Here is an 18577-nt window from a genome sequence, read left to right as displayed (position 1 = left end):
CCTTCTCAGGTCGAGGCGGGTCTGAGAGAACACTGAGATTCCTGTGCAGACGACCCTTGCGCCCCGTCTAAGGTCAGGCTTGCCTTGCCCAACCATCGGGCGGTGGTCGATGAGCGAAGGGGTCACGTCGTGGGACAGGTCTTCCTCCCCAGCTATCTGATCGGGCTCCGCGAGGGGCTGGAGATGGTGCTCGTCGTCTCCGTCCTCGTCGCCTACCTGGTCAAGACCGGCCGCCGGGCGCACCTCGTGCCGGTCTGGGCAGGTGTGGCCGGCGCCGTGGTCCTCTCGGTGGGCTTCGGTGCGGTGCTGTCCTACGTGTCCTCCACTGTGCTGGGTGGACCGGGACAGGAGCTGTTCGACGCCATCACCTCAGTCATCGCCGTCGCGCTGGTGACCTGGATGGTCTTCTGGATGCGCCGCACCGCCCGACGGCTGTCCGGTGAGCTCCGCGGCCGCCTCGACGACGCGGTCGGCCTGGGGGTGGGTGCCGTGGTCGGCATCGCGTTCGCCTCAGTCATCCGCGAGGGGTTGGAGACGACCTTGCTGTTCTTCGCCTCGGCGCAAGGAGCCGTCAGCGCCACCCCCGTGCTGGGCCTCACCGCCGGCCTGGCCACGTCGGTCGCCGCCGGTGCTGCGCTGTACGCCGGCGCGCTCCGGATCAACCTCACCCGCTTCTTCACCATCAGCGGGGTCCTGCTCATCTTCATCGCCGCCGGCATCTTCAAGTACGGCGTACACGACTTCCAGGAAGCCGGTGTCCTTCCGGGGCTGACCACCTACGCCTACGACGCATCAGGCTGGCTGGTCCCCGGCAGCTGGTACGGCGTGGTCCTCGACGGCGTCTTCCACATCTCCGCCCGCCCGACCGTCCTGGAGACCGCCGCCTACCTGGCCTACCTCGTGCCGGTCCTCGCCCTGTTCCTGCTGCCCGGACTTCGCGCCCGCCGCGCCGCCGCGACCACCCCCGCCCCCACCCCGACGGATAACCCCACCCATGTCGACGCGCGCCCGTAGCGCCACCCGGCTGGCCAGCGCCGTGCCGGCCCTGCTGCTGCTCGCCGCCTGCGGCGGCATGGACCCCGCCACGGCCACCAGCTCCACCGATCCCACCGCCGTCGCGGTGTCAGCCACGGACAGCACCTGCGAGCTGGACGCCACGGAGCTCGCGGCCGGGACCCACGAGTTCACCGTGACCAACGCGGGCTCCTCGGTGACCGAGTTCTACGTCTACGCCCAGGGCGATCGGATCATGGGCGAGGTCGAGAACATCGCCCCGGGGGTCGCCCGCACCCTGCTCGTCGAGCTGCCGGCCGGGGACTACCAGACCGCCTGCAAGCCCGGCATGGTCGGCGACGGCATCCGCACCGCCCTGACCGTCACCGGCGATGCCGTCCAGCTATCCGACGACGAGGCCCTGGCTACCGCCGTCACCGACTACACCCGCTACGTCAACAGCCAGGCCGTCGCGCTGCAGGAGCAGACCCAAGCCTTCGTCGACGCGGTCAACGCCGGCGACGTCGCCGCCGCCCAGGCGCTGTACCCGGTCGCCCGCACCTACTTCGAACGCATCGAACCGGTCGCCTCCAGCTTCGGAGACCTCGACCCGCGCATCGACGCGCGGGAGAACGACGTCGCCGAGGGCGAGACCTGGACCGGCTTCCACGTCCTCGAGCGGGACCTGTGGGCCACCGGCGACATCTCGGCCTCGGGCTCGGTGGCACACCAGCTCACGACCGACATCGCCGACCTGGTCGCCCGCGTGCAGACCATCCAGCTGCAGCCGCTGGACCTGGCCAACGGAGCGCTGGGACTCCTCGACGAGATCGCCAGCGGCAAGATCACCGGCGAGGAAGACCGCTACTCCCACACCGACCTGTGGGACTTCCGCGCCAACCTCGACGGTTCCCAAGCCGCCGTGCAGTCACTGCGCCCAGTCATCGCCGCAGCCGCCCCCGACCTCGCCGCAGCACTGGACGCCGCCTTCACGTCCACCCAAGCCGAGCTGGCCCAGTACGCCAGCGGAGACGGGTTCGTGCCCTACACCGACCTGACCCCGCAGCAGGTGCAGGGCTTGTCGGACTCCCTGAACGCACTGGCCGCGCTGGTCAGTCAGGTCCCTGCCCTCGTCGCTGGCTGATCGAGACTCGGTTCGCGACCACGGCCCCCGCTATGGGTCAGCCCGTGTCGGTGTCGGTGTCGCCCGCGCGGACCAGACCGCTCTGGTAGGCCAGCACGACCAGCTGGGCGCGGTCGCGGACGTCGAGCTTGCTCATCGCCCGATTCAGGTGGGTCTTGACCGTCAGCGGGGACAGGAACTGCCGAACGGCGATGTCGTCGTTGCTCAGTCCGAGGGCGGCCTGGGCGACCATCTCCCGTTCCCGGTCGGTCAGCACGGCCAGGGCCGCCGGCGCGGTGCCCGACCGGGGTGCGTCAGGGACCTCGGGTGCGGCCAGGAAGCGGGCGATGAGGCTGCGGGTGGCCCGCGGGGACAGCAGGGCATCGCCGCGGGCGACCACCCGCACCGCCTCGAGCAGCTCGTCGGGTTCCACGCTCTTGCCCAGGAACCCGCTGGCGCCGGCGCGCAGGGCGTCGAGCACGATCTCGTCGGCCTCGAAGGTGGTCAGCACGACGACGTGCACCCCGGCGAGGTCGGGGTCACCGGTGATCTGCCGGGTCGCCGACAGCCCGTCGGTGCCGGGCATACGCACGTCCATGAGGACGACGTCCGGGCGCAGCTTCCGGGCCAGGTCGACCGCGGAGGCGCCGTCGCCTGCTTCCCCGACCACCTCTAGGTCCTCGGCGCTGCCGATCAGGGCGGCGAAGCCGGACCGGATGAGCACCTGGTCATCGGCCAGCAGCACGCGGACGCTCACGCGATGCCTCGCGGGACGACTGCCCGGACCCGCCAGTGGCCGGCGCCGTCGGGTCCGGCGTCCAGCTGGCCGTGCGCAGCGTCGATGCGCTCCCGCATCCCGATCAGCCCGTGCCCGCCGGTGCCGGACGGTGGGCGGGGGGAGAAGCCGTTCACGACGTCGATGGTGACTTCCCCGGCGCCGTGGTCGACGAGCAGGGTGGCCTGGCCGTCGCCGTACTTGACCGCGTTGGTCAGCGCCTCCTGGACGACGCGGTAGGCGGTCAGGTCAGCCACAGCGGGCAGGTCGGCGGGTTGACCGGTGACCTGCCATTCAAGGGCGAGCCCGGCCGAGCGGACATCGTCGACCAGGGCGGACAGCCGCGAGAGCCCAGGTGCCGGGGCGGCCGGCCCGTCGCCGCCGTCGGTGCGCAACAGCCCGACGACCGCGGTCAGTTCGGTGAGGACGCTCTTGCTGGCCTCCCGCACCAGCGTCAAGGCGTGCTCGGCCTTGTCCGGGTCGCGGTGCAGCAGATGGCGGGCGACACCGGCCTGGACGTTGACCACGGCGATGTGGTGGGCGACGACGTCGTGCAGTTCGCGGGCGATCCGCAACCGCTCGTCGGTGACCCGCCGCTGCGCCTCCTCCTCCCGCGTGCTCTCAGCCTGCGCCGCCCGGGCGCGGGCGGCGACCAACGCCGACCGCTGACCCCGGAGGGCGACCCCGGCCGCGGCTGCCGCGCCACCGAGAGCCAGCACCGTCAGGGCGGGGGAGTCCCCGCGCTCGTCCAGGAAGACACCTTGCGCGGCGGCCAGGGCCAGCACGTAGCCGACACCGGCAATCACGACGGTCAGCACGGTGGTGCGCAGGGACGCCAACCAACCCAGGGTGAACAGCGCCAGCAGCAGCGGCGCGGACACCAGCGGGTCAGCCCCGCCCATCAGCACCGCCCCCACCACCGCCCCGGCGGACACGACAGCCACCGGTACCGGGTGGCTGCGGCGGGCCAGCAAGACGGCAGCGGCCAGCACGAGCAGCACGACCGCACCAGCGGAGAAGGTGCCTGCCCCGCCGGTGCCGAACCCGCCACCTGCACCGCCGCCCCGGCCGCGGCCGCCGCCGTCGACGAGCCCGCCCAGGGCCGCTCCGAGCGCGGCGAGGGCGAGCAGGACGTCAACGACGCGGGGATGCGCGCCGGCCCACCGGTTCACCCGGGTCAGCAGGGGCCACATGGTGGACCGTTGTACCGCAGCGGGGGCGCTCACCCGAGCACCGCGCGGACCCGGGTTTGGCGGGCCAGGACGACGAACAGGCCGACCGCTGCGGCCAGCAGGACAGCCGGACGGGCCTGCACGAGGGCAGCCAGCAGGGTCTCCCAGTGCGCGCCCAGGGTGGACCCGGCGCCGATCCACGCCGCGTTCCACACCGCCGAGCCAGCGGCGGTCAGCGCCAGGAACTTGGCGGTGGGCATGCCCAGCGACCCGACGGGCAGGTTGATCAGCACCCGCACGCCGGGGACCAGCCGGCCCAGCAGCACCACCCAGGAGCCGCGGCGGTCGAACCAGGACTCCATCCGGTCCCAGCGACCGGCGTCCAGGCCGATGATGCGGGCCAGCTTCTGCACCCGGGCGCGCCCGCCGGCGCGGCCGGCGGCGAACACCGCCCACGCGCCGAGCGTGGAGCCCAGCGTCGCGGCGAGCACCGCGGCGACGTACGACATCTGCCCGGCGGCGACCTGGCTACCGACCAGCGGCAGCACCACCTCCGAGGGCACCGGCAGGACGGCCTCGACAGCCATGACCGCGGCCAGACCGGCGTTGCCCGCAGCGTTGACGAGGCCGGTGGCCGCGTCGGCGACGGTGCTTGCAACGCTCATCGGGGGTTTCCTGCCGGGCCGCTGGTCATGCCGTTGAGCCTGCTCGGGCCGGCCGCTGCTGTCGTCGTCCCGGCGCAGGCACCGGGCCTACCGCGACGGGAGTACTCCGCCGCCTGCCAACGCCGTCTACTTCGGCGGCAGTAGGCGCAGGAGCCTGCCGCTGGACGACGCGCAGCACCCCCTGAGCCCGGCACCGTCATCGGCATGAACCCGACCGCCGGCCGAGGAACCCTCCCGGCCCCCGCGCTGCCGACGTCGTCGGCCTGGTTGGTGTCGCTGGCTGGCCACCTCGTGGTCCAGCTGCGCCGCCCCCGGGCGGCCTCGTCGCAGCCGACGGTCGTGGCACCACCCCGCGCGCAGCTCCTGCTCGCGGCCACTGAAGGAGAGTCATGACCAGCAACGACGACCGCACCGGTTCCACCCCCGGCCAGGAGCCCGTGGACCCGGCGCGCCCCGGGGTGCCGGTCGACCAGCAGCCCACCACCGAGCTCCCCGACGCCGCCGGACAGCAGGGTGTGCGCGCCGAGGGTCTGTCCGACGACGGCGCGGCCGAGCACGCCTCGGTCGGCAGCACCCCGAAGCGCAGCCGCTGGGCCCGGGCCCGCGGCGCGGTCCGCACGCCCCGCACCCACCGCGGCCGCGTCGTGCTCGCCGCCGTCGCCGCCGTCGCGCTGTTGCTGATCGGCGGCGGGGCGGGCGCGGCCATCGGCGCCGAGGCCGGCCACGGCGGCGGCGACCGCGGCGGTCACTCCCAGGACGCCGACGGTGGCCGCGGTGGCGACCGGGGAGACGGTCAGGGCGGTGGCCGGGGTGACCGCGGCAACGACGCCGACGACAACGAGAACACCGACGGCCAGAACGCCGACGACGAGAACACCGACGACCAGACCGACGAGACCACCCAGGACAGCGACACCACCGAGGAGTCCACCAGCCCGTCGAGCAGCAGCGCAGGCACGACCTCGGACAGCACCACCTCCGGCGCGACCACCCCCAGCTCCACCACCAGCGCGCCGACCACTAGCAACTGACCCACCCGACCAGCAGGAACGAGGACGACATGACTGCCCGGCACGCGGTGGCCCGCCCCCTCTCGTGGGCCACCGCGGCGCTGCTGTCCCTGGCCACAGCCCTCGGCCTGTGGTTCGGCGTCAGCGCGCCCAACGTCTCCCCAGTCGCCGACCCCACCGCCGTCGTGCAGGTCGCCCCGGGCTCCACCACCACGACTGACCAGCCCACCAACGACGGAGGCCAGCAAGACGGCCCCGGCGGCGCAGGTCAGCAAGACGGCCCCCGCGGCGGCGACGCCGGCGGCCGGGGCGGCGGAGGCGGTGGCGGCCGATGACCGCCGGCCTGGCACCTGAACCCGGCACGGCCCGCCGACCGTCGCCGGTCACGGCCACCCGCCGTCGCACGGTCATCGACCGCGCCACCGCACTCACCGTCGCCGCCATCGGCGCGCTCACCGTGGCCACCTGGCCCATCGCCCTGGCCACCCTGGGCCCGGCAGTGTCCCTGCTGGGCATCATCGCCCACGTCAGCGGCATGCTCGCCGGCTTCGGCGTCCTGGTCCTGCTGCTGCTCATGGCCCGCACCCCCGCCCTCGAGCTCGGCGTCGGCGCCGACGTCCTGGCCCGCTGGCACGCCTTCCTGGGCCGCAACGTCATCGCCCTGGTCGGCGTGCACGGCATCGCCGCCACCGCCGCGTGGGCACAAGCCACCGGCACCGGACCGCTCACCGCCATCGCCACCGTCATGGCCATGCCCTGGCTACCGGCGGCAACAGTGGGCACCGTCCTGATGGTCGTGGCCGGCATCGCCTCGGCCCGAGCGGCCCGCCGCCGCATCCGCCACGAGACCTGGCACGCCCTGCACCTGCTGATGTACCTGGCCGTCGCACTGTCCTTCGGCCACATGCTCGCCGGCCCCGACCTCGCCGGCTTCCCCGTCCTGCAGATCGGCTGGGCGCTGGCCTACATGCACGTGTTCGCCCTCGTGCTCCGCTACCGGGTCATCGCACCCATCCAGCAGGCCACCCGCCATCGCCTGCGGGTGGCCGAGATCCGGCCCGAGGGGCCCGGCGTGGTCAGCATCCACGTCACCGGCCGGCACCTGCACGAGCTCGACGCCGAGTCCGGGCAGTTCTTCCGCTGGCGGTTCCTCACCCGCCACCACTGGCGCAACGCCCACCCCTTCTCGCTGTCCGCACCACCCACGTCGACCTCCATGCGGCTCACCGTCAAGGCTCTGGGCGACGGCACCCAGCAGCTGCAGCGGCTGCCCGTCGGCACCCGCATCGCCGCCGAGGGCCCCTACGGCGCGGTCACCGCCGCCCGGCGCACCCACCGCAACGTGCTGCTGATCGCCGGCGGCGTGGGGATCACCCCGATGCGGGCACTGTTCGAATCCCTGCCCGTGGCACCGGGAGAGGACCTGCTGCTGCTCTACCGGGCCCGCAACCGCGCCGACGTCCTGTTCGCCGACGAGCTCGAGGACATCGCGGCCCGCCGCGGCATCCGGCTCAGCTACGTGCTCACCGGCGACCCCCGGCTGTCCGACCCCCACGCCCTCCTGCACGCCGTCCCCGACCTCGCCGACCGCGACGTCTACATGTGCGGCTCACCAGGTTTCACCGCCGCCGTGCGCACCTGCCTGCGCGAGGGTGGACTACCGGCGGGACAACTTCATGAAGAACGGTTCGCCTGATGGCCGACAGGGCGCCGGCACCCGACGCCGGGCCGGTTGCACCACAGGTTTGCCGTCCGCAGACATTGCGATGGGACCCCGCTGACCCGCCCGAACAGATGCTCGGGACATGACCGCCATGCTCGCCTTCGCCGCGCCGACCGCACCGGCCCAGCCCGTCGTCGAGGCGCGAATCGACGTCGTTCCGTCGGCGCCGGTACGCCTGGTCGACCGACCGCCGGTGGGGGACTGGGGGTGGCGACTGATGACCGTCGTTCTCGGACCGGTCGCTGACCGCAACCCCGACGTCGCGCTCACCATCCTGCGCACCGCCGACGAGCTGGCGGACACCGGGCACGCCTGGGTGCAGCGCCTGACCAGGCGACCCGTCCTCGGCTGAACCGGCCGACAACTGCCGCGCCCGCTCGGTGAAGGAGGAACTTGTGACCGCCGACCACGGCCGCCATCGCCATCGGTCCGATGTGGCGGGCCACGCCCAGGCCACACCGGACCACGGACCGTCGTCCCACCCCGTACCCACGGGGGTGCCACGTGCGGTGGTCGGCCTGCAGATGGAGGACCGGCACGGCGCCCGGTCGGTCCTGAGCTGGGCGATCACCTGGGCCCTCAAGCGCGGAGCCCGGCTCGATGTCCTCACCAGCAGACCCGAAGGCGCAGCCACCCGGGAGCGCACCGCCGCTGTCCGCACCCTGATCGGCACCTGCCTCGACGAGCACGGTGGGGCCCGGATCCCGGTCTCCCTCTACGGGACCACTGAGCCCGCCGGTCCGGCCCTGGTGCGCTCGGCCCACGGCGCCGACCTGCTCGTGGTCGGCGTAGGGGAGCGGGCGCGATCGGGGAGACGTCGTCCGGGACCGGTGCTGGCGCACTGCCTGACCCGCGCCGAGTGCCCCGTTCTCGTCGCACCGTCCACCGGGGAAGCAGGGACCATCAGATGGTCGATCGCGGTCGGGGTAGACGGGTCCGCCCGGTCCCGAACAGCCCTGCGCCGAGCACGATGGGAGGCAGCCACCCCAGGGGACCTGACCGTGGTCACCGTCGTCGACGACAAGCACGGCTGGCCCAGGGACCAGAGCTGGACCCGCCCAATCGCCCGGGTGCGCCGCGACCGCGAGGACCTGCAGGACATGAACACCGACACCGGAACGCTGACCATCACCCCCCGCCCGCGGCACGACATCCTGCCGGGCAGACCTGTCGGCGTCCTGACCACCCAGTTGGCCGACCTGCTCGTGGTCGGCGCTCCGGCGCGACGGTCCGAGTGGGGCTGGCTGCCCACCTCCACCGTCCGCCGATGCCTGGCCCACCGAGACGGCGCGGTCATGATGGTGCCGTTCGCGGAACGCGCCAGCCGTTGACCGAGCGCCCGAAGGGCCGGGGGTCCGTACTCCTCGCCTGCCTGGCCGCCATCGCGCTGATCACATTGTTGCCGCGCGGGACGGGCTGGGCATGGGCGGACCCGGCATCAGAGATCGCGTGGTACCTGCATAACCCGTGGGGACCCACCGCTTTCACCCAGTGGTTCGGCAACCTGGTGCTGCTCACAGTGCCCGCCGCCCTGGCCACGGTCTGGTGGCCGGGGCGAGTACGCCTGGTGGTAGGCGTGGCGGCGTTGACAGCGGTCGCCATCGAGACCCTGCAGAGACTGCTTCCCCTGGGGCGGGTGGTCTCGGTCGTCGATGTCGGCCTCAACGTGGTCGGCGCTGTCCTGGTCGTCATCGGAGTCCTCGCGATCCGCGCGCTACGCCGTGGCGGCTGGGGACGCCTCACCGTCTGAGGACCGGGCACGCCGGGTGTCCGGTAGAGGCAGGCGGAGGGGCCGGCTGCAGCTGCAGTCGGCCCCTCCGCGGGTGGTCGTCTACCTCCCGGTCGGGGTGCCGGGGAGGTGGCGGGTGGCTTCGCGGATGTGTGCGTCGTTGCTACGCGGCGTGTGGACGTAGAAGTCGGTGGTGGTGCTGAGCTTCTTGTGCCCTAGCCACTTCTGCACACGGGTGGGGTTCATCCCGAACCCGCCGTCCGACGCCGGCGCGAGCGACCACGACGCGAACCCATGCCGAAGCCAGTGGAAACCGGACCATTGCCATTCGCAGCGCCTGATGGCGGCCCCGGAGAGCTTGCCGGCCTGCTCTGCCCACTTCGTCTCCGACCTGTGCCTCGGGAAGAGCCAGCCGTACTCGATGCCCTCTCGCGAGCGGGCGTCCTCGATCAGGCTGACCGCCACGTCGCGGTAGCACGTCCAGAGCTGCGTGGTGCGGGCGTCCTTGCCCTTCGGCTTCACCAGTGCCGGCCAGTTGCCGTACCGGTCGAGTTGCCAGTCCACCGCCACGACGAGGGTGTCGAGGTCGATGGAGTCCACCCGGAGGGCCAGCACCTCGTTGATGCGCAGACCGGTCCCGAACGCCAGCCAGACCAGCCGCGCGCCGTAGCCGGGGTACTCCTCTTCGAAGGCTGCGGCGAACTTGTCGATGTCGGCCGGGGTGGGGCAGTCGAGTAGGTGCACAACCGGCTTGGGTCGCGCCTTGCTCTGATGGGCGGCGGTCTCCTTCGCGCCGCTCACCACCGCCTTGCGCGGGTCCAGGCCGCCGAACGGCTGACCGTCCGGGAAGTAGCCGCGGCTCGACCCGTACTGGATCAGTGCGCCCATTGTGCGGGCGACGGAGCGGACGACCTGCTCGGAGGCTCGTGCCCGGTTCAGGTTGTCGAAGATGGCCGTCCAGGTGCTGATGTCGGCGTCATGGCACAGCTTCGCACCGACAGACTCGGGGATGTGGGTGTTGTAGTTGGACCGGTACTGCCGGATCGTCCCGGGTGGGCGCCCGACTGCCTCCCAGTGGTCTCTGGCAGCTCTCATGAGGTCGTCGATGGTCTGGTCCAGCTTGGAGTGAGCACCAGACGGAAGCAGTCGGAGGTGGTCCCGGAGCTCGGTGGCTTCCAGTTCGGCTGCCTCCCGGTTGCCGCAGCGCTTGATCTTGCGCTTGCCGACGCCGGGTGCGCCGCCGGTGTACCAGGCGATGCGGCCGTCCGCGTAGACCCGTACCGGGTCGTTGTCGCGGCGCCGGGTGCTCGTGCGTCCCTCAGACACGGGCCGACCCCTTCCGCTTCGGGGCGGCCACGGCCTTCGCGGCAGGTTCAGCGGACCCGCCCTCGGCGACCCACCGGCGGATCACGTCGGGGTCCCAGCGGGGCTGGCGGCCGAGCATTCGCGGCCGGGGGAAGGTGTTGTCCGCGTTCCGGACGTTTCGGAGGTGGCGCTCGCAGACGTCGAGGTAGAGGGCGATGTCGTCGGGTCCCCAGGCCTTGTCGGCGGGGGGCCTCATGGTGTCGTTGGCCATGATGGGACCCGTCCGATGGCCCCACTGGTTGCGCAGTCGCCCGGCATCCGAGGGCACTGCGGGGCATCTACCGGCACCCCCGTTGTGACGGGTATGTGACAGCCCCGTACGAACCCGCTGGTCAACGCGGGGGAGTGTGCGTGAGGTCCAAGACCACCCAGATCTACGAGGGCACGAACCAGATCCAGCGCATGGTCATCGCCCGCAACCTGCTCCGGTAGACCGGGGTGCACGACGCTCCGTGCACCGTCGATCACCCGTAGTCTGCGTCGGTGACCAACCGGGCGGACGGGGCGGGACGATGAGGCGGCGGGTCCGGGAGGTGCTCCGGCGCAAGCTCGGGGCCGCCATGCAGGAGTACGTGACCGACCCGCTGCTGGCCCGCATGACCGCCGACCTCGAGGCCACCCGAAGAGCCCTCCACGAGCAACGCCGCGCGGTGGAGGAGGCCAAGGACGAGCTGGCCCGCGCGATGCACGCGTGGGAGCGGCGACAACGACGGGACCTGCTGACCGTCGGCGACGTCGAGGCAGCGCGGTCCTCGGCGGCGTTCTGCCGCGCCCGGTTGGACCGGGCCACCGCCTACTTCGCCAAGCACGACCTGCTGGCCGCCGCGCTGGACGCCGCGACGATCGACGGGGTGTTCCTGGAGTTCGGCGTCGCGACGGGTGGCACCCTCCGGCAGATCACCGCCCACGCCCCGGAGGCCAGCTGCTACGGCTTCGACAGCTTCGACGGTCTCCCCGAGCACTGGCGGATGGGTTTCGGGGCCGGGGCGTTCGCGACCGAGGGGCTGCCGGACGTGCCGGGTGCCGAGTTCGTGGTCGGGTGGTTCGACCAGACGCTGCCCGGGTTCCTCGACCGGGAGCCCCGGGACGTGGCGTTCCTGCACCTGGACGCCGACCTGTACTCCTCGACCGTCACCGTCCTGGCCGCGCTGGTCGGCCGGCTCCGACCCGGCACCGTCGTGGTGTTCGACGAGTACTTCAACTACCCGGGCTGGGAGGACCACGAGCACAAGGCCTGGGAGGAGTTCGTCGCCCGCCACGACGTCGAGTTCGAGTACCTCGGGTTCACCGCGGACGACGAGCAGGTCAGCGTCCGGATCCTGTCCGTCGGCACACCGGTCGGCCCGGCCTGAGGTCCGGGCCGCCGGGCGGCCCGGACCCGTGGTCAGGAGGGAACGGGCAGTGCCATCTCCTGGACGTCGTCGGCGACGGCCAGCGGCGCACCCGTCGCTGCGACCACCTCGTCGGCGGTGACGCCGGGGGCGGTCTCGCGGAGCACGAAGCCGGTGCCGGGGACGACGTCGACGACGGCCAGGTCGGTGATGATGCGGTCGACGCAGCCCTTGCCGGTCAGCGGCAGGGTGCACTCGGTGACCAGCTTGGCGGAGCCGTCGCGGGCGACGTGCTCCATCATGAGGATGACCTGGCGGGCGCCGTGGACGAGGTCCATGGCCCCGCCCATGCCGTTGACCATCTTGCCGGGGATGAGCCAGTTCGCGAGGTCGCCGCGGGGGTTGACCTGCATGGCGCCGAGGACGGCGACGTCGATGTGGTGGCCGCGGATCATGCCGAAGGACATCGCGGAGTCGAAGAAGCTGGCGCCGGGCTGGAGGGTGACGGTCTCCTTGCCGGCGTTGATCAGGTCGGCCTCCTCCTCGCCCTCGAAGGGGTAGGGGCCGACGCCGAGGATGCCGTTCTCGGACTGCAGGACGACGTGGACGCCGTCGGGGATGAAGTTGGGCACCAGGGTGGGCATGCCGATGCCCAGGTTGACGTAGGAGCCGTCGGCCAGGTCCAGCGCGACGCGGGCGGCGAGCTGGTCACGGGTGAGCGCCACGGTCAGTTCTCCTGCTCGGTCGAGGCGGGGCGGGGGCGGGTGGTGCGCTTCTCGATGTCCTTGCCCTCGGGGCCGACCTCGACCACCCGCTGGACGAACACCCCGGGCAGGTGCACCTGCTCGGGCGGGATGTCCCCGGGTTCGACCAGTCGTTCGACCTCGGCGATCGTCACCTTCCCGGCCATGCCGGCCAGGGCGTTGAAGTTGCCGGCGGAGGCGTGGAAGACCAGGTTGCCGTGCCGGTCGCCGACCGCGGCGCGCACGAGGCCGAAGTCGGCGGTCAGCGCGGTCTCCATTACGTACTGGCGGCCGTCGAACTCGCGGATCTCCTTGGGCCGGGAGGTCTCCACGACCGTGCCCTCGGCGTCGTAGCGCACGGGGATGCCGCCGTCGGCGACCATCGTGCCGACGCCGGTGGGGGTGTAGAAGGCCGGGATGCCCGCCCCGCCGGCGCGCAGCCGCTCGGCCAGGGTGCCCTGCGGGGTGAGCTCGACGTCCAGCTGCCCGGACAGGTACAGCCGGGCCAGTTCCTTGTTGCCGCCGACGAAGGAGGAGATGGTGCGGGTGATCCGGCCGGCGTAGAGCAGTACGCCGAGGGCGGCGTCGTCGACGCCGCAGTTGTTGCTGATCGTGGTCAACCGGTCCGCGCCCTGCGCCAGGAGGGCGTCGATCAGCTTGATCGGCACCCCGCAGAGCCCGAACCCGCCCACGGCCAACGACGAGCCGGAGCCGATGTCGGCCACCGCCTCGGCAGCACTGGCGACGACCTTGTCCATGCAGCGACCACCGTCCATCGAGTGGCTGGGCGATCAGCTCGCGGCGGGGCGGCCCAGCTCGCGGATCCCGTCGAGCCCGAGGCCGAGGGTAGCGGTGACCCCCTCCGTCTCCGCCCGACGCTGCAACTGGGCGGAAGCGGGGTTGCGGCAGAGCACGATCGATGCCCCGGCCGCGAGCGGGGCCAGCAGCCAGGCGGCCGGACCGGCCTCGGCAGCCGCCCGCTCGTCGACCATCACCCGGTCGCCGGTGACCACGCCCAACCGGTCGGCCAGCGTCCGGGCCGCGTCCACGAGGCCGCCCAGGGTCAGCTCGAGCCCGGCCAGCAGCAACCCCGGGGCGGCCGGGTCGGGCTGCTGGTAGGGCTGGAAGTGGTCGCCGTGCGCCCGGACCTCCAGGGCGAAGTCGCGGGCATCCCCCGTGTACCCGGTCATGCCCAGACCGAGCGGGTGCAGCGACAGGCCCAGGAGTTCCTCGACCCCCTGCTCCTCGATCGCGGCCAACCGGCCCTGCTCGGCGAGCACCAGGTCGACGTCGGCGAGGTGCCCGTCGTCCTCGGCGGCCGTGTCGACCACCGCGGCACCGCAGGACCAGACCGCCAGCAGGACGGCGGCGGTCTGCCAGTGCACGGGCAACGCCAGCGCAACGCGGCCACCGGGTCCGACGTCGAACTCGTCCTGCAGCAGGTTCGCGGTCTTGGCCACCCAGTTCGCCGTGGTGGCCCCGGACAGCTCGACCCGCTCACCGGTCGCGTCGTCGTAGTGGGTGAGCAGGGGTGCGGCGCCGTCGCGACGGACGACGGCGGCCAGCAGGTCGGCGGGGACCGTCATCAGTTGATGCAGCTGGTGTCGGCGGCGGTGCGGGCGTCCTCGCCGGCTGCTGCGGCGGCGGTGGTCGAGGCGGGTGCCTCGACGGCCTGGCCCACGCCGGTGAAGTCCGACCCCAGCACCAGCTGGACCGTCCCGGACGTCGCGTCGTCGCTCTGCGCCGTGCTCGCCCCCGGGATGGCGGCCGCGAGGGTGTTCGCCAGGGCCGCGTCGCCCTCGGCGTACCGGATCTCGGTCAACGTGTAGGCGTTGCTGTCGGCGTTGCCCGTGCTGCCGACCGCGAAGCCGGCGGCGGTGAGCTGGTCCGCGGTGCTCGCGGCCAGCCCGGCGGTGCCCGATCCGTTGAACACGTCGACGGTGACGTCCGCGGGGGCTGCCGTCTCCGGCGCCTGCGAGGACTCGGCCGGGACCGGCTCGGGGTCGTCGGACAGCTGGGCGAAGAAGGTGTGCAGCGTGTCCTCGTCCTGCAGCTGGAGGATGTACCGGCCCTGGTCGTCCTCGCTGTCGCCGACGTAGGGGATGGTCTGGAAGTCGATGCTGCCGGCGGTGATGGACTGCATCTGGGCCGCGAGGTCGAACAGGTTCAACCCCTGGTCCACGGTCAGCGCGTCACCGGCGGCGTCGGCGAGCTCGCGCTGCTTGCCGAGGTCCAGGAGCACGTTCTCGCTGAGGATGTTGCGCAGCACCCCGGCGATGTAGACCTGCTGGCGGATGATCCGGTCGAAGTCGCCGCGCGGCAGGCCGTGGCGCTGGCGGACGAACTTGAGGGCATCGGCGCCGCTGATGGTCTGCACCCCCGCCGGGAAGACCGCGCCGGAGTAGTACGAGTCGTCGACGGCCTGGCAGAGGTTGACCTCCACCCCACCCACGATGGTGCTGAGCTGGAAGAACCCGAGCAGGTCGACCTCGGCGTAGTGGTCGATCCGCAGCCCGCTGAGCTGGCTGATCGTCTGCACCAGCAACTGGGCCCCGGCGCTCTGCCGCTCGGCGTCGGTCGCGTCCGCGGGTGCGTCCTGCAGGCCGTAGGCGTAGGCGGCGTTCAGCTTGTCCTGGCCGTGCCCGGGGATGGACACGTAGCTGTCCCGCGGGAAGCTGACGAACGAGGCCTTGGATCCGTCGGCGGGCAGGTGGACCAGGATCATTGTGTCGGTGTTGACGCCGGAGTCCTCGCCGGCGTTGAGATCGGTCAACTGCTGGTCGGTGAGGTTGACCCTGCTGTCGTTGCCCACCAGCAGGAGGTTCATGGCCGCACCCGCACCCGCGGTGTCCTCGTTGCCGTCGGTGGGGATGGCGTCGGTGCGGTTGACCGCGGCTTCGGCGACCCGGCCCAGGTACCAGCCCCAGCCGCTCCCGGCGACGAGGACCACCGAGAGGACGCCGGCGACCACCCGGGCCAGGACGACCGCCCGCCCGGGACGGGGACCCGACGACGACCTGCCCGCAGCCGGGCGCCGGGCCCCGCCGTCGCCGGAGGAGCCGGGAGCGCGGGAGCGGCCCGCCCGCGGGTCCAGCCGTGGGGGAAGCGGTCGTGCAGCGGGTTCCTGGTCGTCGTCCCGGGTCATGGTGGGGTCCTCGCCTCGAGGTCACAGGTCTGCCCGGAGCACCCGTGCGGTCGGGCTCCGATGGGGCGGACACCGATCCTACGGCGCCCACCCGGCGGAGGTCGGTCGCGACGTCCTGCCCACGGCAGCGGTGCAGGAGTGTCGGGCGGGACGGACACGACCAGCTCCGGGTCCGCCCGCAGGTAGCGTGCTGCCCATGACGCAGAGCGCGGTGACCGCCAGTCGGGACTGGCAGCGGACGACCGCCGACCTGCGGAACGGGTGGCAGCAGCGGCAGCTGTGGGGTCACCTGGGCTGGCAGGACATCAAGCAGCGGTACCGCAGGTCGGTGCTGGGGCCCATCTGGATCTCCATCACGATGGCCGTGACGGCGATCGCCCTCGGGATCCTCTACGCCGGGTTGTTCGGCAACGAGCTGGGTGTCCAGCTGCCCTACATCCTGGTCGGGTTCATCATCTGGAACTTCATCAGCGGCTGCCTCGCCGAGGGGTCCGAGGTGTTCACCTCGAACGTCGGGCTGATCACGCACCTGCCCGCGCCGCTGAGCGTGCACGTCTACCGGCTGGTGTGGCGCCAGACGCTGTTCTTCCTGCACAACCTCGTGGTCTACGTCGTCATGCTCGTCATCTTCCCGCAGCCGCTGGGCTGGGGGTCGCTGCTGGCCTTCCCCGCGTTCGGCCTGCTCGTGGTGAACGGGACCTGGGTGGCGCTGCTGCTGGGCATCGTGACCACCCGCTTCCGCGACCTGCTGCCGATCACGCAGTCGATCGTGCAGCTCGCGTTCTTCCTGACCCCCATCGTGTGGATCTACGAGGACCTGCAGAACAGCGCCAACCCGGCCATCGCCGAGCGGGCGCGGATCGCCGAGCTCAACCCGTTCCTGCACTTCGTCGAGATCCTGCGGCGCCCGATGCTCGGCCAGTCCTTCGAGCTGCGCAACTGGGTCGTCGTCCTCGCCATCACGGTCGTCGGATGGACGGTCACCCTGATCGCCGTCCGCCGCTACCGTGCCCGAATCGCTTACTGGGTGTGACAGTGACCGGAATGACCACCGCCGTCGGCATCGAGACGCAGGACGCCTGCGTCGACTTCCCGATCTTCGACGCCAAGAGCCGGTCGCTGAAGAAGACCGTGATGGGGATGGTCGGCGGCACCATCGAGAGCGGCAGCCGGGTGCCCATCATCGAGGCGCTGCGGGACATCAACCTGACCCTCCAGCACGGTGCCCGGGTGGGCCTGGTCGGCCACAACGGCGCGGGCAAGTCCACGCTCCTGCGGCTGCTGTCGGGGATCTACGAGCCGACCCGCGGGACCGCCACCATCCGCGGGCGGGTGGCGCCCATCTTCGACCTCGGCGTGGGCATGGACCCCGAGATCTCCGGTCTCGAGAACATCGTCGTGCGCGGGTTGTTCCTGGGCATGACCCGCAAGCAGATGGAGTCCCGCGTCGACGACATCGCCGAGTTCACCGAGCTCGGTGACTTCCTGCGGATGCCGCTGCGCACCTACTCCACCGGCATGCGCGTCCGGCTGGCGCTGGGGGTCGTGACGAGCATCGACCCCGAGATCCTGCTGCTCGACGAGGGCATCGGAGCCGTGGACGCCGCGTTCCTGGAGAAGTCCAAGCGCCGCCTGTCGGCCCTGGTGGACCGGGCCGGCCTGCTGGTGTTCGCCTCGCACTCCGACGAGTTCCTCCGCGAGCTCTGCGACACCGCGATCTGGATGGAGCACGGGACGATCCGCGAGCACGGCCCGCTCGAGGACGTCCTGGCGTCCTACCGGGACGCGCGCCGGTGATCGCAGCCGGCGAGCTCGTCGTCGTGGTGGTGGTCACCCGGCACCGTCGCGAGCTGCTCGCCGAGAGCCTGCGCGTCATCGCGACGCAGAGCCGCCCGGTCGACCACGTCGTGGTCGTGGACAACGGGCCCGACGAGGACGCCGAGGCCGTGGTCCGGGCGTGCGGGCTGCCGGTGACCTACCTGCTCAGCCGACGCAACCTCGGTGGTGCCGGGGGCTTCGCGCTGGGCATGCTGACCGCGCTGAGCCTCGGTGCGGACTGGGTGTGGTGCGCCGACGACGACGGGCGTCCGGCCGACGACACCGTGCTGGCCACCCTGCTGGGGGCGGCGGAGCGGTACGGGCTGGCGGAGGTCAGCCCGTTGGTCGCCGACGCCGCCGACCCGGCCCGCCTGGCCTTCCCGCTGCGGAGAGGCCTGCGCTGGCGTCGGTCGCGCAGCGACTTCGCGGACGTGCCGCTGCTGCGGGGGTACGCGTCCCTGTTCAACGGGGCGCTGTTCCGCGCCGCGGCCATCGAGGCGATCGGCGTCCCCGACCTGCGGTTCTTCTTCCGGGGTGACGAGACCGAGGTGCACCGGCGGTTGGTCCGCTCCGGTCTGGCCTTCGGGACGGCGACCGACGCGGTGTACCTGCACCCCGAGGGCACCACGGAGTTCCAGCCGATCCTGGCGGGCCGGCTGTCGGCCCAGCACCCGGCCGACGACACCAAGCGGTTCTTCACCTACCGCAACCGGGGCTACCTGATGGCCCAACCCGGCATGCGGTGGCTCCTGCCCCTGGAGTTCGTGCGGTTCAGCTGGCTCTTCCTGGTGACCCGTCGTGACGTCGACGGCTGGCGTGCCTGGCTCCGGCTCACCAGGGCCGGCCGACGGGAACGCTTCACCCGACCGACCTGACCCACCGGCCCGGTCTCAGCTGCGCCGCACCGCACCCGTGGTGGAGTCCCAGGTGAGGGTGCCGCCCTGGAAGTCCTGGGCGGTGCCGCCGGCCACGGTGCGGGCGTCGC

At 72.3% G+C, this 18577-nt stretch carries 23 protein-coding genes; 13 read left to right on the top strand and 10 right to left on the bottom strand.

Going from position 1 to position 18577, the window contains the following annotated elements:
• Positions 1 to 129: 129 nt before the first annotated feature.
• Together efeU and efeO are read left to right on the top strand one after the other, a co-directional pair.
• A complete protein-coding gene (efeU, locus tag BLS67_RS08685; RefSeq protein ID WP_091243288.1) occupies positions 130 to 1014 on the top strand; it encodes an iron uptake transporter permease EfeU in 885 nt (294 codons plus the stop codon).
• The gene (efeO, locus tag BLS67_RS08680; protein ID WP_091243285.1) at positions 995 to 2137 is read left to right on the top strand and encodes an iron uptake system protein EfeO; all 1143 of its coding nucleotides are present in this window, start codon (positions 995 to 997) and stop codon (positions 2135 to 2137) included. Before efeU ends, efeO begins: the two co-directional genes overlap by 20 nt.
• Positions 2138 to 2174: 37 nt before the next feature.
• On the opposite strand, the gene BLS67_RS08675 is transcribed toward efeO, so the two are convergent.
• From BLS67_RS08675 to BLS67_RS08665, 3 genes are read right to left on the bottom strand one after another with little or no spacing between them, the layout of a single operon-like run.
• Complete coding sequence (locus tag BLS67_RS08675) at positions 2175 to 2873, bottom strand: response regulator transcription factor (protein ID WP_091243281.1); 699 nt, start codon at positions 2871 to 2873, stop codon at positions 2175 to 2177.
• The gene (locus BLS67_RS08670; RefSeq protein WP_091243278.1) at positions 2870 to 4084 is read right to left on the bottom strand and encodes a sensor histidine kinase; all 1215 of its coding nucleotides are present in this window, start codon (positions 4082 to 4084) and stop codon (positions 2870 to 2872) included. Before BLS67_RS08670 ends, BLS67_RS08675 begins: the two co-directional genes overlap by 4 nt.
• A 29-nt stretch (positions 4085 to 4113) precedes the next feature.
• Positions 4114 to 4728, bottom strand: coding sequence for a DedA family protein (locus BLS67_RS08665; RefSeq protein ID WP_091243275.1), 615 nt, complete (start codon positions 4726 to 4728; stop codon positions 4114 to 4116).
• A 204-nt stretch (positions 4729 to 4932) separates the two neighbouring features.
• On the opposite strand from BLS67_RS08665, the gene BLS67_RS23420 reads away from it, so the two are divergent.
• From BLS67_RS23420 to BLS67_RS08635, 7 genes are all read left to right on the top strand, one after another.
• A complete protein-coding gene (locus tag BLS67_RS23420) occupies positions 4933 to 5121 on the top strand; it encodes a hypothetical protein (protein ID WP_131801699.1) in 189 nt (62 codons plus the stop codon).
• A complete protein-coding gene (locus tag BLS67_RS08660; RefSeq protein ID WP_091243273.1) occupies positions 5118 to 5759 on the top strand; it encodes a hypothetical protein in 642 nt (213 codons plus the stop codon). Before BLS67_RS23420 ends, BLS67_RS08660 begins: the two co-directional genes overlap by 4 nt.
• A gap of 29 nt (positions 5760 to 5788) precedes the next feature.
• Entirely contained in the window at positions 5789 to 6073 is a 285-nt protein-coding gene (locus BLS67_RS08655; protein WP_091243270.1) for a hypothetical protein, read from the top strand.
• Entirely contained in the window at positions 6070 to 7434 is a 1365-nt protein-coding gene (locus BLS67_RS08650) for a ferredoxin reductase family protein (protein ID WP_091243267.1), read from the top strand. The genes BLS67_RS08655 and BLS67_RS08650 overlap by 4 nt, the downstream gene beginning before the upstream one ends.
• 109 nt (positions 7435 to 7543) lie before the next feature.
• On the top strand, positions 7544 to 7813 hold the full coding sequence (locus BLS67_RS08645) for a hypothetical protein (RefSeq protein WP_091243263.1): 270 nt from the start codon (positions 7544 to 7546) through the stop codon (positions 7811 to 7813).
• A gap of 172 nt (positions 7814 to 7985) precedes the next feature.
• Positions 7986 to 8792 carry a universal stress protein gene (locus BLS67_RS08640; RefSeq protein WP_242653968.1) on the top strand — a complete coding sequence of 269 codons (807 nt, stop codon included), beginning with the start codon at positions 7986 to 7988 and terminating at the stop codon, positions 8790 to 8792.
• Positions 8789 to 9211: a VanZ family protein gene (locus BLS67_RS08635; protein ID WP_165617525.1), complete on the top strand. Its 423-nt coding sequence runs from the start codon at positions 8789 to 8791 to the stop codon at positions 9209 to 9211. Before BLS67_RS08640 ends, BLS67_RS08635 begins: the two co-directional genes overlap by 4 nt.
• Before the next feature lie 81 nt (positions 9212 to 9292).
• Here the strand turns inward: BLS67_RS08635 and BLS67_RS08630 are convergent, their stop codons facing one another.
• Both BLS67_RS08630 and BLS67_RS08625 read right to left on the bottom strand, forming a co-directional pair.
• Positions 9293 to 10516 carry a tyrosine-type recombinase/integrase gene (locus BLS67_RS08630; RefSeq protein ID WP_091243253.1) on the bottom strand — a complete coding sequence of 408 codons (1224 nt, stop codon included), beginning with the start codon at positions 10514 to 10516 and terminating at the stop codon, positions 9293 to 9295.
• On the bottom strand, positions 10509 to 10751 hold the full coding sequence (locus BLS67_RS08625) for a helix-turn-helix transcriptional regulator (RefSeq protein ID WP_131801698.1): 243 nt from the start codon (positions 10749 to 10751) through the stop codon (positions 10509 to 10511). Before BLS67_RS08625 ends, BLS67_RS08630 begins: the two co-directional genes overlap by 8 nt.
• A gap of 316 nt (positions 10752 to 11067) precedes the next feature.
• On the opposite strand from BLS67_RS08625, the gene BLS67_RS08620 reads away from it, so the two are divergent.
• A complete protein-coding gene (locus BLS67_RS08620; protein WP_091243248.1) occupies positions 11068 to 11907 on the top strand; it encodes a class I SAM-dependent methyltransferase in 840 nt (279 codons plus the stop codon).
• A 32-nt stretch (positions 11908 to 11939) separates the two neighbouring features.
• Here the strand turns inward: BLS67_RS08620 and BLS67_RS08615 are convergent, their stop codons facing one another.
• Genes BLS67_RS08615 through BLS67_RS08600 form a run of 4 tightly spaced genes read right to left on the bottom strand, consistent with a single transcriptional unit; the run spans position 11940 to position 15774 of the window.
• Positions 11940 to 12611 (bottom strand): 3-oxoacid CoA-transferase subunit B, encoded by a 672-nt coding sequence (locus BLS67_RS08615; protein WP_091243245.1) that lies wholly within the window; start codon positions 12609 to 12611, stop codon positions 11940 to 11942.
• A gap of 2 nt (positions 12612 to 12613) precedes the next feature.
• A complete protein-coding gene (locus tag BLS67_RS08610; RefSeq protein ID WP_091243242.1) occupies positions 12614 to 13387 on the bottom strand; it encodes a CoA transferase subunit A in 774 nt (257 codons plus the stop codon).
• Positions 13388 to 13420: 33 nt separating this feature from the next.
• A complete protein-coding gene (locus BLS67_RS08605) occupies positions 13421 to 14215 on the bottom strand; it encodes a TIGR03089 family protein (RefSeq protein WP_091243238.1) in 795 nt (264 codons plus the stop codon).
• Positions 14215 to 15774 (bottom strand): LCP family protein, encoded by a 1560-nt coding sequence (locus tag BLS67_RS08600; protein ID WP_091243232.1) that lies wholly within the window; start codon positions 15772 to 15774, stop codon positions 14215 to 14217. Before BLS67_RS08600 ends, BLS67_RS08605 begins: the two co-directional genes overlap by 1 nt.
• Before the next feature lie 196 nt (positions 15775 to 15970).
• Here BLS67_RS08600 and wzm point away from each other — a divergent pair, with 196 nt between their 5' ends.
• The 3 genes from wzm to glfT1 are packed head-to-tail and all read left to right on the top strand — an operon-like array spanning position 15971 to position 18467.
• Positions 15971 to 16807: a galactan export ABC transporter permease subunit Wzm/RfbD gene (wzm, locus tag BLS67_RS08595; RefSeq protein ID WP_091244167.1), complete on the top strand. Its 837-nt coding sequence runs from the start codon at positions 15971 to 15973 to the stop codon at positions 16805 to 16807.
• Between the two features lie 11 nt (positions 16808 to 16818).
• A complete protein-coding gene (wzt, locus tag BLS67_RS08590) occupies positions 16819 to 17571 on the top strand; it encodes a galactan export ABC transporter ATP-binding subunit Wzt/RfbE (RefSeq protein ID WP_091243228.1) in 753 nt (250 codons plus the stop codon).
• Complete coding sequence (glfT1, locus tag BLS67_RS08585) at positions 17568 to 18467, top strand: galactofuranosyltransferase GlfT1 (RefSeq protein ID WP_091243220.1); 900 nt, start codon at positions 17568 to 17570, stop codon at positions 18465 to 18467. The genes wzt and glfT1 overlap by 4 nt, the downstream gene beginning before the upstream one ends.
• Before the next feature lie 15 nt (positions 18468 to 18482).
• Here glfT1 and BLS67_RS24960 read toward each other — a convergent pair whose 3' ends face one another.
• Positions 18483 to 18563: a hypothetical protein gene (locus BLS67_RS24960; RefSeq protein WP_423221501.1), complete on the bottom strand. Its 81-nt coding sequence runs from the start codon at positions 18561 to 18563 to the stop codon at positions 18483 to 18485.
• Positions 18564 to 18577: the final 14 nt, after the last annotated feature.

Source organism: Klenkia soli, assembly GCF_900103975.1.
Taxonomy (GTDB): Bacteria; Actinomycetota; Actinomycetes; order Mycobacteriales; family Geodermatophilaceae; genus Klenkia; species Klenkia soli.
This window is presented reverse-complemented; position numbering and strand designations above follow the sequence as displayed.

Coding starts and splice junctions, on each gene's coding strand:
- BLS67_RS08645 (WP_091243263.1), top strand. CDS start 7,544: ATGACCGCCATGCTCGCCTTCGCCGCGCCGACCGCACCGGCCCAGCCC.
- BLS67_RS08605 (WP_091243238.1), bottom strand. CDS start 14,215: ATGACGGTCCCCGCCGACCTGCTGGCCGCCGTCGTCCGTCGCGACGGC.
- BLS67_RS08600 (WP_091243232.1), bottom strand. CDS start 15,774: ATGACCCGGGACGACGACCAGGAACCCGCTGCACGACCGCTTCCCCCA.
- BLS67_RS08610 (WP_091243242.1), bottom strand. CDS start 13,387: ATGGACAAGGTCGTCGCCAGTGCTGCCGAGGCGGTGGCCGACATCGGC.
- BLS67_RS08640 (WP_242653968.1), top strand. CDS start 7,986: ATGGAGGACCGGCACGGCGCCCGGTCGGTCCTGAGCTGGGCGATCACC.
- BLS67_RS08665 (WP_091243275.1), bottom strand. CDS start 4,728: ATGAGCGTTGCAAGCACCGTCGCCGACGCGGCCACCGGCCTCGTCAAC.
- BLS67_RS23420 (WP_131801699.1), top strand. CDS start 4,933: ATGAACCCGACCGCCGGCCGAGGAACCCTCCCGGCCCCCGCGCTGCCG.
- efeO (WP_091243285.1), top strand. CDS start 995: ATGTCGACGCGCGCCCGTAGCGCCACCCGGCTGGCCAGCGCCGTGCCG.
- BLS67_RS08660 (WP_091243273.1), top strand. CDS start 5,118: ATGACCAGCAACGACGACCGCACCGGTTCCACCCCCGGCCAGGAGCCC.
- BLS67_RS08625 (WP_131801698.1), bottom strand. CDS start 10,751: ATGAGGCCCCCCGCCGACAAGGCCTGGGGACCCGACGACATCGCCCTC.
- BLS67_RS08650 (WP_091243267.1), top strand. CDS start 6,070: ATGACCGCCGGCCTGGCACCTGAACCCGGCACGGCCCGCCGACCGTCG.
- BLS67_RS08655 (WP_091243270.1), top strand. CDS start 5,789: ATGACTGCCCGGCACGCGGTGGCCCGCCCCCTCTCGTGGGCCACCGCG.
- wzm (WP_091244167.1), top strand. CDS start 15,971: ATGACGCAGAGCGCGGTGACCGCCAGTCGGGACTGGCAGCGGACGACC.
- BLS67_RS08670 (WP_091243278.1), bottom strand. CDS start 4,084: ATGTGGCCCCTGCTGACCCGGGTGAACCGGTGGGCCGGCGCGCATCCC.
- wzt (WP_091243228.1), top strand. CDS start 16,819: ATGACCACCGCCGTCGGCATCGAGACGCAGGACGCCTGCGTCGACTTC.
- BLS67_RS08620 (WP_091243248.1), top strand. CDS start 11,068: ATGAGGCGGCGGGTCCGGGAGGTGCTCCGGCGCAAGCTCGGGGCCGCC.